The organism is Chryseobacterium sp. MMS23-Vi53, from assembly GCF_047651245.1.
Classification (GTDB): domain Bacteria; phylum Bacteroidota; class Bacteroidia; order Flavobacteriales; family Weeksellaceae; genus Chryseobacterium.
This window is the reverse complement of sequence record NZ_CP180265.1, coordinates 4,002,647-4,018,385: the sequence shown is the minus strand read 5'-3', so window position 1 is coordinate 4,018,385 and position 15,739 is coordinate 4,002,647. Positions and strand designations below refer to the sequence as shown.

General features: G+C 33.0%; 10 protein-coding genes. 2 read left to right on the top strand and 8 right to left on the bottom strand.

The window, feature by feature from the left end; translation table 11 throughout:
• Nucleotides 1-48: 48 nt before the first annotated feature.
• Together ACKX2A_RS17955 and ACKX2A_RS17950 are read right to left on the bottom strand one after the other, a co-directional pair.
• A complete protein-coding gene (locus ACKX2A_RS17955) occupies nucleotides 49-1,446 on the bottom strand; it encodes a RagB/SusD family nutrient uptake outer membrane protein (protein ID WP_415326303.1) in 1,398 nt (465 codons plus the stop codon).
• Between the two features lie 11 nt (nucleotides 1,447-1,457).
• Nucleotides 1,458-4,460: a SusC/RagA family TonB-linked outer membrane protein gene (locus tag ACKX2A_RS17950; protein ID WP_415326302.1), complete on the bottom strand. Its 3,003-nt coding sequence runs from the start codon at nucleotides 4,458-4,460 to the stop codon at nucleotides 1,458-1,460.
• Nucleotides 4,461-5,099: 639 nt separating this feature from the next.
• Here ACKX2A_RS17950 and ACKX2A_RS17945 point away from each other — a divergent pair.
• Complete coding sequence (locus ACKX2A_RS17945; protein ID WP_415326301.1) at nucleotides 5,100-5,435, top strand: hypothetical protein; 336 nt, start codon at nucleotides 5,100-5,102, stop codon at nucleotides 5,433-5,435.
• A gap of 218 nt (nucleotides 5,436-5,653) precedes the next feature.
• On the opposite strand, the gene ACKX2A_RS17940 is transcribed toward ACKX2A_RS17945, so the two are convergent.
• The 6 genes from ACKX2A_RS17940 to ACKX2A_RS17915 are packed head-to-tail and all read right to left on the bottom strand — an operon-like array spanning nucleotide 5,654 to nucleotide 14,551.
• Nucleotides 5,654-8,209: a type I restriction endonuclease subunit R gene (locus tag ACKX2A_RS17940; RefSeq protein WP_415329485.1), complete on the bottom strand. Its 2,556-nt coding sequence runs from the start codon at nucleotides 8,207-8,209 to the stop codon at nucleotides 5,654-5,656.
• Nucleotides 8,206-8,634: a hypothetical protein gene (locus ACKX2A_RS17935; RefSeq protein ID WP_415326300.1), complete on the bottom strand. Its 429-nt coding sequence runs from the start codon at nucleotides 8,632-8,634 to the stop codon at nucleotides 8,206-8,208. The genes ACKX2A_RS17940 and ACKX2A_RS17935 overlap by 4 nt, the downstream gene beginning before the upstream one ends.
• A 12-nt stretch (nucleotides 8,635-8,646) precedes the next feature.
• The gene (locus tag ACKX2A_RS17930) at nucleotides 8,647-10,014 is read right to left on the bottom strand and encodes a restriction endonuclease subunit S (RefSeq protein ID WP_415326299.1); all 1,368 of its coding nucleotides are present in this window, start codon (nucleotides 10,012-10,014) and stop codon (nucleotides 8,647-8,649) included.
• Nucleotides 10,014-11,744, bottom strand: coding sequence for a type I restriction-modification system subunit M (locus ACKX2A_RS17925; RefSeq protein ID WP_415326298.1), 1,731 nt, complete (start codon nucleotides 11,742-11,744; stop codon nucleotides 10,014-10,016). The genes ACKX2A_RS17930 and ACKX2A_RS17925 overlap by 1 nt, the downstream gene beginning before the upstream one ends.
• A 60-nt stretch (nucleotides 11,745-11,804) precedes the next feature.
• Nucleotides 11,805-12,875 carry a hypothetical protein gene (locus ACKX2A_RS17920; RefSeq protein ID WP_415326297.1) on the bottom strand — a complete coding sequence of 357 codons (1,071 nt, stop codon included), beginning with the start codon at nucleotides 12,873-12,875 and terminating at the stop codon, nucleotides 11,805-11,807.
• Nucleotides 12,875-14,551 (bottom strand): AAA family ATPase, encoded by a 1,677-nt coding sequence (locus tag ACKX2A_RS17915; RefSeq protein WP_415326296.1) that lies wholly within the window; start codon nucleotides 14,549-14,551, stop codon nucleotides 12,875-12,877. The genes ACKX2A_RS17920 and ACKX2A_RS17915 overlap by 1 nt, the downstream gene beginning before the upstream one ends.
• Before the next feature lie 407 nt (nucleotides 14,552-14,958).
• On the opposite strand from ACKX2A_RS17915, the gene ACKX2A_RS17910 reads away from it, so the two are divergent.
• Nucleotides 14,959-15,327, top strand: a complete 369-nt coding sequence (locus tag ACKX2A_RS17910; protein WP_415326295.1) for a hypothetical protein — start codon at nucleotides 14,959-14,961, stop codon at nucleotides 15,325-15,327.
• Nucleotides 15,328-15,739: the final 412 nt, after the last annotated feature.

Below are 15,739 nucleotides of genomic sequence, written 5' to 3'. Positions count from 1 at the left end.
TGGGAAAAGCAGAGTCCCTGCGTTACACTGAATATGAACAGAAATATTCTAATAGCCATCGTTCTGCGGATTTAAATGAGAATTTAAAAGAAGTTCTTTTTCAGGCAGCGGCAGAAGTTTAAAATAGGATTTCCATCCTGTCTTCTTCGCCTGCATGACAGCATCTAGCAGATCATGGTGTCTCAGATCATAGAAACGGTGACCAAATTCTGTGAACAGCTCTGATTTTCTTTCTCTCATTAATGCGTTGATGAGAACACTTTGATTCGCAGTTGGTGTCAGCGACATCAGGCCTGCCCTATTCCTTATTTTGTTAAGGTCTGCAAGAGCGAGGTCATACTGATTCTTGTGAACATAAGCCTCAGCCCTGATCAGATAAAGTTCTTCAACCCTCAAAATGACTGAATATTCTAGTGAACTGGTGCTGGTAGAATACTGTTTGTATTTGAACGGATAATAATAGGTCTTGTTTTGTGAATCTGTCTTTTGACCAATCCATGAGATTTTTCGACCGTCACCCGGCTCAAAGTCATCCATAAAATCCTGACGAAGCGCTACATGGGTTGGCGGTGCGGTATTGAGAATAAATACATTTCCCTGATACGTATTATAGATTGAGCTGAAAGGTAACAGTTGCCATATGCTTCCGGAACTGTCCTTTAGAAATACCTTATTAAGATCAGGTTCCAGTTGATATTCTGAATTTCCAATGACAGTACTTGCGTATTGAACAGCAGCATCCCATTTCTTTTCATAATAGGCTATTCTTGCCAATACGGTATAAGCCGCCATTTTTGTCGGGTATACCCTGCTTCCTTTTGCCTGTGTTTCCGGGAGTAATGAAACAGCCGTTTCCAAATCTTCCCTGCATTGGGCATACACTTGAGATACCGTGCTTTTACTGATGCTTTGGTTGACTTCATAATTTGTCGTGTTGACATAAGGGACCGCCCCAAACGTCTGAGCAAGATAGAGCTGTAGCAATGATCTTAGGAACAATCCCTCGCCTTTTAATTGATTCCTTACTGCTGAGCTTAGGTTCTCAGAGTTTTCAACCCCTTCGATGACGGCATTGATGGTATAGATCTGACTATACGTGGTGGTCCATAAACTATTTATTTTAGCAGTACTCGCCATATGGCTTAGCTGATAAAAGATTGTGGCATCGCTGGTGGCAGAAGCATAAGACTGCAGCTCGTCCACATAGGCACCGAGTACGACCTGAGCTCCGGAAGATGACCCGGACAAAAAACCTGCTTCTTCTAATGATCGGTAAACGCCTGCCATTGCTGATTTGGCCAGCTGGTCATCTTTAAATACGATTTCCCTTGTGATCTGGTTCTTAGGCAATCCCACATCGGTAAAACGGTCGCAGCTTTTTAAAATCAGGAACAAAAGAACTAAAAGCGTGAATAGAATGATATTTTTTATACGTGTATTTTTCATAATCTTACGGTTTAATAGGTTAGTGAAAATCCAAAACTGATCACACGGAGCGGACTGCTGTATCCTGCCTGTGTAAATTCGGGGTTTCCTTGTTTGTAGTCAGAAAGCACCAATAGATTCTGCCCGCTCATAAATACTTTTGCCCTTACCTTTGTATTTTCTGATAATGGAATATGGTAACTTAATGTTGCATTTTTAACTCTCACCGTGAACATATCTGACACCGCTGCATCACTGTTGTTAAAGAAAGAGCTTGCCATCGATGCTGCTGTACTGTATCCTGCGCTGGGTTTCTGGAATTGCGCATCCGGATTATCTGGTGTCCAATAATCCGTATAGATTGAAGGCATGTTGGCCATATAACCGATGTTGCCATACATTGAATTGATATTGTACTGACTCTGGCTCACAAACTGAAGCAATAGATCGAAACTCCAGTTCTTATACTGGATGCTGTTTTGCAATCCGCCATACCAATACTCTTTGATCTCTTTGCTGACGATACGGTCTGCTGTATTGATGATACCGTCTTTGTTAGCGTCATAGAAGGTATATAAACCTGTGACGGGGTCAATACTCGTGTATAGGTATAGCTTGACCATATTGGTTGATTTCCCCACTTCGAACCGATTGGCATACGTCGATTTGTCGAGGTTTGGGAATTTCATGAGTTTATTTTCTGGTAAGGTGAAATTGAGGCTGCTCGTCCATTTAAAGTCCCCTTTTTGAATCATAAGCGATTGAATAGAGACCTCCAGTCCCCTGTTTCTGACCGTAGCATCCAGATTCGCCTGGATACTTGCAAATCCTGTGGTTGCAGGCATAGGAACACCCACCAGCTGATTAGAGCTGATGTTATGGTAATAGCCAAAATTGAGATTCAGTCTTTGTTTCAAGAATCCCAGTTCTAAAGCCGCTTCAAACTTGCGGGTCAGCTCCCAGCCGAAATTTTTATTATACAACCTTTGCGGGATAATTCCGGAGTAACCGCCGTAGGATCCACCTGTGGATGCATAGGTATCATAATACTGGTAATCTCCGATTTGGTCATTCCCGGCTACACCATAGCTGGTTCTGAGCTTTCCAAAGCTTAACCATGCCTGACGCTTCAATAAACCCTCTTCTGAAAATAGCCATGCAGCACCGACTGCTCCGAAATTTGCATATCTTCTTTCAGAGCCGAACCTGCTCGATCCGTCGCGTCTGCCCGTTAAATTAATAAAGTAGCGTTTGTTGTAGCCATAATTGAATCTTGCATAAACCGCCTGGTAACGGTATAGTGACTCATAGGCGCTGGGAACAGTGATGCTGGCTGCTGCTGCAATATTGGTCAGCATCTCATCAGATGGAAAGTTCCTGCCCAGAAGCACAATATTGTCTGATTTTTGTTCCTGTAACGAAGCCCCTATTAATGCTGAAAACTGATGCTTGCCGAATTTTTTCTCATAATTCAGCTGAGGTTCCAATATCCAGCTCTGGTTCATTTTCTGTCCTTTCCGTATGGATGAATTGCTGCTGCCGATATTGCTGGAAGGATTATACGTCGTTTTAGGGAAGATCTTTTGATCATAGCTGTTGTAGGTGCTATAACCGCTGTTAAGGTTGATGCTGAACCCGCTTCCCAAGCTATAGCTTGAGTTGATGTTGGCATTCAGACTTTTGGTTTGAACCGAATACGTCTGAGTGGCAGGTCCCATAGGATTGGTAAACGTGTTGTTCTCCCAGTTGATCATCCCGCTGGAAGTATACAGGTCAGGCGCATTAGGAGCCAGAGAAGCATAGACCAGATTAAAATCGGTAGGAGGCAGAACATTATCCTGCAATGCGGCCGTTGCGTTGAAACCGATCTGAAATTTACGGTCTGCACTGGTATGGTTAATATTAATACCCATATTATTTCTTGTATAGCGATAGCTTCCCGGAAATACGGTTGTTTCCTCGTTATGACCTCCGGTAATGGAAAACTGGGTATTTCCGCTTCCACCGGATACGCCCAACTGTACATCAGAAAACTCAGCAGTATTTCCGATAAAGTATTTCTGCCAGTCGGTTGTTTTTGTGGGACTCCATACGCCGTTGATATCGTAGGCATTGGATGGGACTGCTACCCCATCATTGGCAAACGCCAGTTTACGCATCGCCGTGTACTCTTCGAGATTCATCATCTTAGGCAGGTTCGTCATGGTTCCAACACCATAACTTGTCCTGAAATTCACCTCTGTTTTTTCTTTCTTTCCTTTCTTTGTGGTAATTAAAACAACGCCGTTGGCTCCTTTACTGCCATAAATGGCGGTGGCATCGGCATCTTTTAAAACTTCCAGAGACTCAATATCGTCAGGATTAATGGAATTAAGAGGACTGGTTTCGCTATAAGGAAGGATATTTCCTGTCATTCCTGTATTAAAATCATTGATCTGAGGTAAAGGAACGCTATCGACTATGTATAGCGGCTTATTGCCGTCATAGCCTGTTGCAGCGTAGCTTCTTAAGCTGTTTTTTCCTCTGATCTGTACGTCAAAGCCTCCTCCCGGAACACTTGAATTCTGGGTAATGCTTACTCCCGGCATTCTGCCCTGTAGTGCGGAAAGCACATTATTGACAGGCTGGTTTTCTATGTCTTTTGCTGAAACTTTGGCAATACTACCGGTGCTTTCCCTGTCTTTAACCTTGTAGTAGCCAGCGTTGAGAATAACTTCTTCGATTCCCTTTACTTTTTGTTCTAAGCTGATATTAACGACGGTCTGATGAGTGGCTGTAAATTTTTCTTCTGCATAATCAGGATGTCTGAACAATAGGATAGGATTTTCTGCTGAAACCTGTAATGTATAGGTTCCGTTGCTGCCGGTCATGGTTACCTGATCACTGCCTTCCTGAGAGATGACGACTCCTGAGAGGGGTTTGCCTGATGTGGTAACAGTACCGGAAATGGTGCGTTGGGCTTTGGTGTTGATGCTTAATGCTGTAAGTATAAGCCCAAAGAAAATGCCTCCTATGTTGTAATAGGAATTTTTCATAGATTTGTAAAGGTTTTTAATTTTTAAATGATTAATTACTGAACTGCGCTCTTTCCCATTGGTCTCCAAACACTATGGGAAGGGGCTTTTTCTTTCTTCTGATTTTTAAGTTGAGTAGTTTTTTGATTCATTTTTTAGCTAAAGACTTTCCTGATGCCCCTTGGTATGAAAAAGGACGGGTGAGGTTCTGTAAGCAGTGACCGCCAGGCACCGGAAAGAATTTAATATGAATGAAATCTGTGTTCCCGTGTAAGCTTTTTAAAGCCGCAATAGGTTGTACCCTCCTATTGTATCGTGTAGTCTGATACTATGTTTAGGAAGCGGGCTTAGATTTGTTATGTAGAGATGAAGCGAACTGCATTGAAAAAGACGGCGTGGGACTCTACATATCTGCTCCGAGGCACTGGTATACCCATAACAACAGATAAGAGAGCCCACGCCTAGGTCGTGAGCTTCTGCTTATACTCTCGTTGTTATTTTGAAAATTACCAGTTTTCGGGAGCGAGATTCTAAGCAATAGCTTCTATTTTTCGTTGAAGTATCGCAAAGTTACATTTAAAATGTAACTAAAGCAAATATAGCAAAATAACGACAAATACGTCGTTGAAATTTTAATTTTTTATAAATTATTTTACAGTAATGCAATATCAGAAGAAAGTTTTTAGATATAAAGTTGCTGTAGGCATCGTGAACAAAAGATTGAGAGAAAGCATTTCTGTCAATGACAAACCTATGATTCAAACCTATTTGAATAATGATATAAAAGAAAAATATAAAATTGATTGGAATTGTGCGAGAGAAGAATCGTTACCCAATACAACCCTTCAAAATCTTCATTTGATCTGTGACTACTTTAAAATAGATATCAGTAAATATTTTGAAACTGTTAAAAATATAACTGATGAAGAAATAGATACAGCTATCTGTTCAAAGAAAAAACTTACAAGACTTTACTCAATATATATAAAATATTAAATCCTAACTCTTAGTTAGGATTTAATATTTTATATATAATCTAATCAGAATTTTCCAGCTATATTTTAAAAATTAATCCAATTTAATGGTATCAATTAAAAATCTAATAATACAGAAAATATGATCTGAATAAAAAAACAATTCTAGTAATACGGATTAATGATAATTATCAATTGCTTAATTACTATGATGAAAGTAAGTTAATAATACTTTAATCTCTAACTCAGACCACGCACTTTTTTATCATATAAGTCATTAAACCAAATATTTTTAAACATTACGTTAACTTTGTCTTCAGATAGTTTATTGTATAATTCTAATTTTTCATTAATAAAGTTTAGTAGTTCATTATCAATTTCCTCATCAAACTTACCTTGAATATTATCTCTCGAATTATTTTTATTGAAAAAGCCCATTAATTCTTCATTTGAATAAATTTTATCTTTCATTTTTTTAAACTCGACTTTATCTTCATCAGTAAGATCAATACCAAATGTACTATTTAGTATATTAATTATGTTTGTTAAAGTATCAACCTCATCAAATTCAAAAGTATTTAATGCAGTATTCGGGGATATTCCAAACAATTCTCCATCTCTTGACTTTAATTCAAGACTAGCTGTGTATTCATGCTGAATTTTGTAGCTTTCTAATTCTACTTCTCCAAGGACATTTAGAGGCAAATCCATTTTAATGTATGGTAGCATTTTAAAAACTGCTGTAAGTAAAATAAAATATTTTTCTAACTGCACATCGCTAAAACTAATTATCTGACTTAAAAAGCGATAATTTTTAATATAGCTTTTTACATCATATCTAAAATCTATTTTTTCCTCTTGAGATAAATAATTTTCAAAATTTGATGAAATTTTCTTCAAAATAGGGTTTAATTGTTCAAATTTCTTTTTTACAAAAAAAATTGTACTAAAATTTTCTATGTCTTCGGAATCAAATACTTGATAGTTATCAATTTTTCTTTGTAATGAATATAAAATATTAGGGTCAGTTTGATTATCTTCTTCAATGTAATTTTCACCATAGTAATACTGGAAATCGGCTCTTACTTCCTCAGGATCATTTACAAAATCTAAAATCATAGTACTTTCTTTGCCACGCATTGTTCTATTCAATCTACTTAAAGTTTGGACAGTAGCTGCACCTCCTAATCTTTTATCAACAAACATAGTATGTAGTAAAGGCTCATCAAAACCAGTTTGAAATTTATTTGCAACAATTAATATTCTATTTTCTGGCAATTTTAAGGCTTCTGCGATTGAAATCTTACCTTGTAGGTGATTCATCGATAACTCAGTATATTCTTCATTTGTTTCATCATCTCTTACTGTTCCTGAAAAAGCAACCAAAGCGTTATAGGGAAGTTTCATTTCACGCATTACTTGATCAAATTTTCTCTTAAAACGTACTGCATGAAGCCTCGATCGTGTAACAACCATAGCTCTGGCCCTACCTTGAATTTCATTTTGAGTATGACTTTTAAAATGTTCAAGCATAATCCTTGTTTTCCTCTCAATAGCATGATCTTGCAAATCCACATAGGAATTTAACAAACGAATAGTCCTCTTTCTGTCATATTCTTTATCAATTATATCTAATTTTTTAATGATCTTATAATACCTTTTAAATGACATATAATTTTTTAAAACATCACAAATAAATCCTTCTTTAATTGCTTGTTCCATCGAATATGAATCGAAAGCTCTAATTTTACCATCAATTAAGCGACCAAATAGTTCTTCAGTCTTAGGTTTGGGAGTGGCGGTGAAAGCAAAGAATGATATATTTTTTTGTCTTCCCTTTTTCCTTATCTCATCAGATACGATATCATCTAAATCATAAGATACATCTTCTACCTCCGCTTCATGTAAAGATAATGTTTTTTTTAAATGTCTAGCAGATTCGCCAGCCTGTGAACTATGAGCTTCATCAATAATTACAGCATACTTTCGATTAGGAATACTAGATATGACATCAGAAATTACAGGAAATTTTTGTAGTGTTGTAACTATTATACGTTTTCCTTCTTCTATTGCTTTTCTAAGATCTTGAGCAGTTTTATTTTCATCTATATAAGCAATTAAACCAGGGGTTTTGTCAAGCTGTCTTATATTATCTTGAATTTGTTTGTCTAGCACTCTACGGTCATTGACAATAATTACAGAATCATACAAAGCTCTAGAATCATTAGCAAATCTATAAAAACCAGATAATCGGTAAGCCAGCCAAGTTATTGTGTTTGATTTTCCTGAACCAGCCGAATGCTGTATTAAATAATTATGTCCTACACCTTCTTCACGAATAGCATTTAATAATTTATTAATTGCTCTTCTCTGATGAAAGCGAGGAAATATTAATTTTGTTGTTTTCTGTTCCTTTAGTTGCCTTGTAACATTATCATATTCTTTAACAACATCTGTTTGTACATTTATATAATTTTGAAGTAAATCTAATAAAGAATCTTTTGTTAAAACATCTTCCCAAAGATATGCTGTAGCAAAACCTTTATCATTGTAATTATTTAAATCTTTATTAAAAGGAAGAAAAAATGTTTCTTTTCCATTTAATTTAGTTGTCACAAATATCTGTTGAGTACCTACGGCAAAATGTGCTATACATCTTTTAAAATCAAATAAAGCCTCGCCTTTTGGATTGCGATTCTGTATATATTGTTTAATAGCATTATGATGATCTTGTCCGGTTAATTCATTTTTTAACTCCAATGTAATTACTGGAAGACCATTTACAAATAAAACTATATCAATAGAGTTATTATTTTTTTTGAATACTTTAATTGTCTTATTACTGCTAATCTATTTTGGTTGTACCAAAGATTATGTTCTGGAGTTTTGTCATTTTCAGGCTGGAAATACACTAAATCAAAGTACACACCTCTATCTTTAATTTTATTTCTAAACAAATCAAGAGTTTTTTCTTTTGATTCATACCACGATTTAGAAATATTTTGTAATATTTTAGTATCTGTATTATCTCCGTAATGGTTTGATTTTAATTCATTGTAACTGTCAATTTGTGTATCTCTTATAAAATTTATAACTTCTCTGGGGATAAGGCATAGATCTTTATCATATTCAGTTGAGGGCAATTCATGAAATCCACCGTTTTCAACCAAATATCTAACAATATCCTCTTCAAAATGTATTTCTTTTATACCTTTAGCCATAAGTTTAGTGAATTAACAAACATTAATATGTGTATTACCAGTAACAACTTCAGAAATTATTCGTTGACGGTAAAGTTGCAGTTTTATTATTGACTCTTCTAATAATGTGTTTAACAAATCTATTTTTTCATTGTAATTCTGTATCTTTTCAACTATTAAAGTTTGTTCATTCAGTGGCGGTATTAATATAGTGAAATTTTTAATGTCTTTTTGAAATAAGTGGGGAACTCCTTGCCCCGCTTTCAATTCGTTAATTTTATTTTGCATAAAACTGCTTCTCAAATAATATAACAAATAGTCAGGTAATAAAAGACTTTCATCAAATACTCTCAAAACACCTATCGAAGAATTTACAGTAGTTTCAAATGGTAAATCCTTCACAATATTTGTAATTCCTAAAGTTGATCCATCTTTTACTAATAATACATCGTTTACCTTCAGCATTATTTCAGGTGATTCCAAATATCTTTCCTTTGTAATATGATTTATTGTAGTAAAATCAATCTTATCATTTTTTATATCTGGTGTTGAAAGAAAACCATATCCTGAGTTTTCAACATACTCATCAGCTTTTAACCCTTTCCAGCCTAATCTACCTTTTAAGGAAACAAAATATTTAAGATATGAGATTTTCCAATCAACAGGTATCATATTTAGATCCTTAATTCCAGAGTATTTAAATGATTTATTGGGTTCTAAACCTCTGGTTATAGCTTCATCTATTATAGATTGCTTTTTTTCATTAAGAGCAATAATCAAACTTTTTTTACATTCAATAATATTATCAATTTTTGAAGTTTTTGAGTCTAAATACGATACAATTTTCAATTGAAGTTCCAGTTTTGGACTGGCAATTTCAAAATTCACAAAATCATCTATATTAAATCCAGGTTGAGCTGATTTTTGAGAAGCACTTATCCATATTTGATCGTGAAAATGTTCGGCTTGAAAACAATATAATATGTATTTTGGATCAAATCTTTTAAAATCTACCGTAAGCTTTCCGACTGAAGACGTTGTATTTGCTTGAAGCAAATTTTGCGGAATATAACCTAATTTACCAATTGTAGCTCCGGTTTTAGCAATTAAAATATCACCTGGTCTCAAAATGCTTTTTGTATTATCATTTTGAACCTTCTCATTAATATAAACAACATTATCTAACTTAAGTTCGCCATTCCAGCTCAGATTTTGTACTCGAATATATGGGATTCCATAATCTAAGTACATCTCAGGCTTTATTGATCCATGATCACCGTCACCAATAGGATAATATAAATTTTGATCAACTAAATTTTTTACTCTATATTTTTTCCATGAAAAGGGAATAAAAGGAATGAAATTTGAATTGGTTGCTTTATAATTTCTATTTTTATTCATTAATTCAATAATTCTTTCAATAAAACTTCAATATTCTTCTCAAGTTCATTTATTTCAGACAGAATCTCATGACTATCTCTAACTTGTTTATATTCATAAAAATATTTGGTGAAATTTATTTCATACCCTATACGTGTTTTTGTAAAGTCAATCCAAGCATCTGGTATATGAGACAAAACTTCATCTTCAAAATACCTGTCGATATCAACATTTAAAGGTACATTTTCCTTATCTCTCTTTTTACTATCCGCCTTCTTCTTTTTATTTTTGTCTAAAATTGGCTTACCTTTTTCATTATAAAGTGGCTGTTCCACTGTAAACTGAAAATATCCAAAGTCATTATTATTAAAAACTTTACAATTTTCAGAATTACTGAAACTTGTGTAAATATCTAAGATATCTTTAATATGATCATCAGTAATTTCATTTCTTTTATTTCCCAAACTCTTTTTATTAGGACGGCAAAAATTAACGGCATTAATTAATTGAACCTTACCCCTCCGATCGTTTTGTTTATTATTAGTTAAAAACCAAATATATGTATTTATACCTGTATTATAAAAAAGATCTTTTGGAAGCGCAATAATACAATCAAGCCAATCATTTTCTATTATCCACTTACGAATATCACTTTCTCCACTACCAGCATCTCCTGTAAAAAGAGGAGAACCATTAGTAACTACAGCAATACGGCTACCTTCGTGCTCCATTTTGGAAATCATGTGTTGCAAAAACAATAATTGCCCATCCGAAGTTCTTGGTGTGCCAGCATAAAATCTTCCAGAAGGATTGAGAGATTCATTTTCAATAAAACGTTGATCTTTCTTCCAAGTAACTCCATATGGAGGATTAGCCATCATATAATGAAAATGCTTTCCAACAAATTGATCGTTAGAAAATGAATTACCATGTTTTATATTGTTAGAATCTTCTCCTGTGATTAAAGCCTCAGACTTGGCAATTGCATATGATTGTTCATTTAACTCTTGCCCATAAGTTTGAATGGTTGGTTTTAAAAGAGAATCTTTTAAAAGAGAATCCAATATATATTTCTTTCCTAAATTAACCATTCCACCAGTACCACAAGCAGGATCAAAAATGGTTCTTATTATTCCTTTTTGATTAAGTATATTTTTCTCAGTGGAAAACATAATTGCATTCATAAGCGCAATAACATCTCTTGGCGTAAAATGTTCTCCAGCCGTTTCATTTGATTGTTCATTAGATATACGAATAAGTTCTTCAAAAACATATCCCATTCCATGATTGTCTAATCTTTCAGAGTGTAAATCAATTTTGCATATCGCATCAATCATTTCATAAAGTAACTTATTCTTGATAAGTCTAGAAACAATTTTATCAAATTGAAAGTTTTCTAATATATCACGGACTTCCTGATTAAAACCATTTAGATAATTATTAAAATTAATTTCTATATTACGAGCATCATCTCTTAATGAATTTAGATTATGTTTTGAAACGTTATAGAATTTCAAACCTCCAGCCGATTTTCTAAGGATTGGATCTAGTTTGTCTTCTGCGATTTTTGTTTTATACGTGTTGTAGGACGCTCTAACTGTGTCATTTACTGTTTCCAGGATACAATCTAACCTTCGTAAAACAACAAAAGGTAGCACAACATCACCAATCTCATTTTTCTTGAACGCATCTCTTAAAACATCATCTGTAATCTGCCAAATAAACCCGACTTCCACTCTATTGTTACTCATTCTCTCTAACTTATTTTAGACTGCAAATATAATACTTGTAAGAAAGATTATTGAAAAACTTTAATTTAGGAGTCTATTATAAATTGATATTGCTTGTCCTTGGACGATTTCAGAACCATTTAGATAATATCTATAATATCTATCATTCGGTCCATTCTTATTTATTTTATCAACACAGTCCGCGCTAATTTCTTTCGATCTATTAGTACCATTTCTATGTGCTATAAGAAAATTTTCTGTGTCACTAGCGGAGCTTAGTCTATTAAAAAAGCTTATTAAACTAAAACTATCATCATTTCTAGTAATGTTTAAATTATGTATTTTAAAAGAAGCCAAACTATTTTCACTTTTACCATATTTGTAATTTGAATAAATACGTCTATTATGTGTATGCTTATAAAAATTAGTTCCAGCAAAGTAAAAGATAATCTCAATTTGAAAATTGTAACTTCTCAATGCTCTAATACCTTCATTTAGAAGTCGTGCTAGATCGTCACATTTACTTTTATTTTTTGTTTCGGGTTTCTGCTCGGTTTGTATTAAAATATGATAATCCACTGCTAAACTAATTGGCAATAAGTTTCCTAAGATTCGCAGAATATTATTAACCCCAATATTAACACGTCTTTCTTCATTGCTAAATAAATTTCTGTCATTAATTATTATTGAATTTGACGGGTAATTATAAAATGGTGTTAAAATATTAGCCCAATTATTTTGGATTTCTTCCTCTGCCAACCAATCCAAGTTTACTCCTTTTAATAGTATATCATCATCTATTTTATTTCCGCAGTTGATAATAATTCCAGTATCTTCCTGAAGTTTTTCGGCTTCTGATTGTGTTAGATTTAGAAAGTAAACAGCTTTAGGATCGTCAAGTACTGTATCTAATTTTGAATATATATTTTGAAATATTGGCTTTGCTGATTTTAACTCTATAGACCTAGCATTCGAATGTAAAAATAAAAATAGAATGTTTTCAGGGTCTTCTATTTGACTATCTAATATGGTTTGATCAGTATCCAAAACTATTTCAGCATGGTCATTAATTATTCTATTCCAGTTAGGAAACTCCTCAAAAGATGAAATTAAACTTTCAAATATATTTTTGTCACTGTAAATCGTAAACATTATTGCTCTAATTTATTTTGTTTTCTAATTAATGCAATTGTACTTTTTGCTGCCTCATCATAAAAACCTTCTCCAAAATTTTTATCGAATTTCCCATTTTTAGTAAAGTTCATAGGATATGGTCCATTATTAATATCAAAATAATTAATTGTAAATGGATTAGGATTTAATCCATTCGAATCTGTATATTCATTATCTACAACCAATAATTGGGATTTTCTAATTATATACTCTGAATGAGTTTCAATAATAAAATCAATCCCATACTCAATATTTACCTCATGAAAGAAGTTTGCAAGTTTACTTTGTAAAGCTGGATGCAAGTTTAATTCAGGTTCTTCAACTATTATAGTAATAGATTTTAGAATATCATTATACTTCTTTATGATTGTTGCAACCTTTAAAATGATCATCATGGATTGAATTGATCCCATTCCTTTATCAGCCAAGTGAGTTTTAAAATGGGCTTCATCGTCATCATATATAAAGAACTCATACGCTTCACCAGCATAAAACTTAATATCAAAATCTACCCCAACTTCAAACTCCTTCATCCAATGTTGAACAAACCTATATTCTTGTTCTCCCTTACTAATATTAGATTGTTTAAACTCATGAATAGCCTGTGCTAAATTATTTTGTTTGTCACGAATTGAGAAAAGTGCAGATTGTTTTGCAGGATTTGCCCCAAGGTAATATAATTTTGTATTTTTTATTGTTTTTACAATATTATCAATAGATTTTGAAAGCTCAGATCTATAATTATCTATATCAACAAGTTCCTGAATCTTCTCCTCTAGAGTTTCGTATGTCAAATTCAATTCATTAATTTTCCCTTGTGCATATTCAGCTTTTTCTCTCGCATTTAAAACTTCTTCTTGATCTTTGCTTTTTTCAATAATTTCATTTGATGCTTTAATGTCGTCAATATAGCTTTTGTACCTTCTAATACTTGCATCATTTTGAAAAATAAAGTCACTAACTAATTCTTGAAGTATAGTATCCTCAGTTCGGTTTTGCAAATTTGTAGGTAGATCATATGCTAAGCTAAACAATTGCTCATTAACACCAACTCCTTTTTCCTTAACCATATTTTTATTAAAAGCATCAATTTTTTCAATTAAACTATTGTATCTGTCAAGCAGCCTGAGTTTTTCGTGAGATGTGTTTTTAAAATCATTATTTTTTAACTCCTTATCTATATCTTCTGATTCACTAATTAAATCACCTAAGGCATCCACTTTTAATCCAATGTGAGAATTGTATTTTGTTATTTTCAATATTTTCTCAGAATAATTAATTTCAAAATCAGTATTAAGGTTTAGATCTTTTATGTGCAGCTTAGAAACATTAGCATTTGTATCATCATCATTTCCAAAAATTGATATTGAAAATAAATAACCACCTATTCCAAATTCAATAGAAATATCTGAAACATCAGAGCTATTATTTTTTGCTCTACCAAAAGTAACTATATTAGCATCCTCTAAAGAAGTGTTAGTAAATGAAAATCTATTATATTGCTGATTTTGAAGATAATCCAGTAGTAGTAATAATGCTTTTACCATTGTAGATTTTCCTGAATTATTACGTCCTACCAGGATTGATATATGTCCCAAGTCTATATTAGGAAAATTCTTGAAGCGACGAAAATTTTTAAAGCTTATTTTTTTCATTTTTTTTAGTTTTAAATTGTAATAGCCTTAATTCAAATAAATAATTATCAATCTAGTTAACTATGAAATAGTTTTAATACACTTCTAATTATATGTATTTGTGGAAAAATATATTTTAATCCTTGCTATTCAGAAACTGATCACTTATCTATCCTAATTAACCTTGAGTTTTATAGACATTAGATTATAGATATAGATGAATATAGAGCTAGTATACATTTATAGATTTGATTATAAGTTTTTTCAAATATAATTAAAAGTACTTAATTAGAGTAAAATCGTAAAATTATTATATTCGTTCAATCTATTTCTATTTGTATTAAAAAATCTCTTTGCCAACAAAATTCTCTATTAAAAATTCTACCAAATATTTGCTTAATTTTAGAGAAATTCAAATTCGCAGATTTATGAACTATTGGTTTCCGCTACTAACAGCTTTCGTGCTTTTAATAATATTTCACGCTTTACTTATTCATGCTCGTCCTCAATCAAAAAAGTTTTGGAAAATAGTGGATTATTTTTGGGTATCCTTAGGACTTATCGGCATCATAGGTTCAATGACTTCTCTTAGAAAGGAATTTTCGTTGACAAGAACAAATTATTTTGAGCAACCATTGATTTTTATTTGCGATGGTTTGACTGAAAGCGCTGGAGATCAATATAAATACTTTTCCTATACAATAAACGGTTTTAAATATTCAGAATTTAATGGTCAAAAACGAGCTAAAAGTTTTATAAAGGCAGGAAAATTCTTTGAGCAGTATTTAAATACCTAGATACTATTTGGGTTGATAAATATCTAAATTATATTGATACTTTATCACTCTCCTATGAGAGGTTCCTAAATTCTGCAGATGACAGTTATGTACAACAGGCAACAAAATCTACAGGTTTTTATTGGATGAACTCAAAGTTCAAAGAAAGAATACCTTGAGAATAATGATCTACTGCATAAAAGTAGTTTAGAATGGACATTGTTATTCATCTCCCCTTATTTGCTTGCAGCTGCAATTGCTATTCGACTAACAAAAGTTACCGCAGAAATTAAGGAATTAAAATGACCTTAAGAATTTTTAAAAAGTTTTGGCCAATAAAAACCCCACCATTAAAGCTACAATCGCCGCAGTAATTCTTGTCGTGGGGTACTCTTTGTTGCTTTGAAAAGCAATCATTATTATGATTGTATAA

Excerpts from the sequence above, each read along its gene's own strand:
- ACKX2A_RS17955 (WP_415326303.1), bottom strand. The coding sequence starts at position 1,446 with ATGAAAAATACACGTATAAAAAATATCATTCTATTCACGCTTTTAGTT.
- ACKX2A_RS17950 (WP_415326302.1), bottom strand. The coding sequence starts at position 4,460 with ATGAAAAATTCCTATTACAACATAGGAGGCATTTTCTTTGGGCTTATA.
- ACKX2A_RS17945 (WP_415326301.1), top strand. The coding sequence starts at position 5,100 with ATGCAATATCAGAAGAAAGTTTTTAGATATAAAGTTGCTGTAGGCATC.
- ACKX2A_RS17935 (WP_415326300.1), bottom strand. The coding sequence starts at position 8,634 with ATGGCTAAAGGTATAAAAGAAATACATTTTGAAGAGGATATTGTTAGA.
- ACKX2A_RS17930 (WP_415326299.1), bottom strand. The coding sequence starts at position 10,014 with ATGAATAAAAATAGAAATTATAAAGCAACCAATTCAAATTTCATTCCT.
- ACKX2A_RS17925 (WP_415326298.1), bottom strand. The coding sequence starts at position 11,744 with ATGAGTAACAATAGAGTGGAAGTCGGGTTTATTTGGCAGATTACAGAT.
- ACKX2A_RS17920 (WP_415326297.1), bottom strand. The coding sequence starts at position 12,875 with ATGTTTACGATTTACAGTGACAAAAATATATTTGAAAGTTTAATTTCA.
- ACKX2A_RS17915 (WP_415326296.1), bottom strand. The coding sequence starts at position 14,551 with ATGAAAAAAATAAGCTTTAAAAATTTTCGTCGCTTCAAGAATTTTCCT.
- ACKX2A_RS17910 (WP_415326295.1), top strand. The coding sequence starts at position 14,959 with ATGAACTATTGGTTTCCGCTACTAACAGCTTTCGTGCTTTTAATAATA.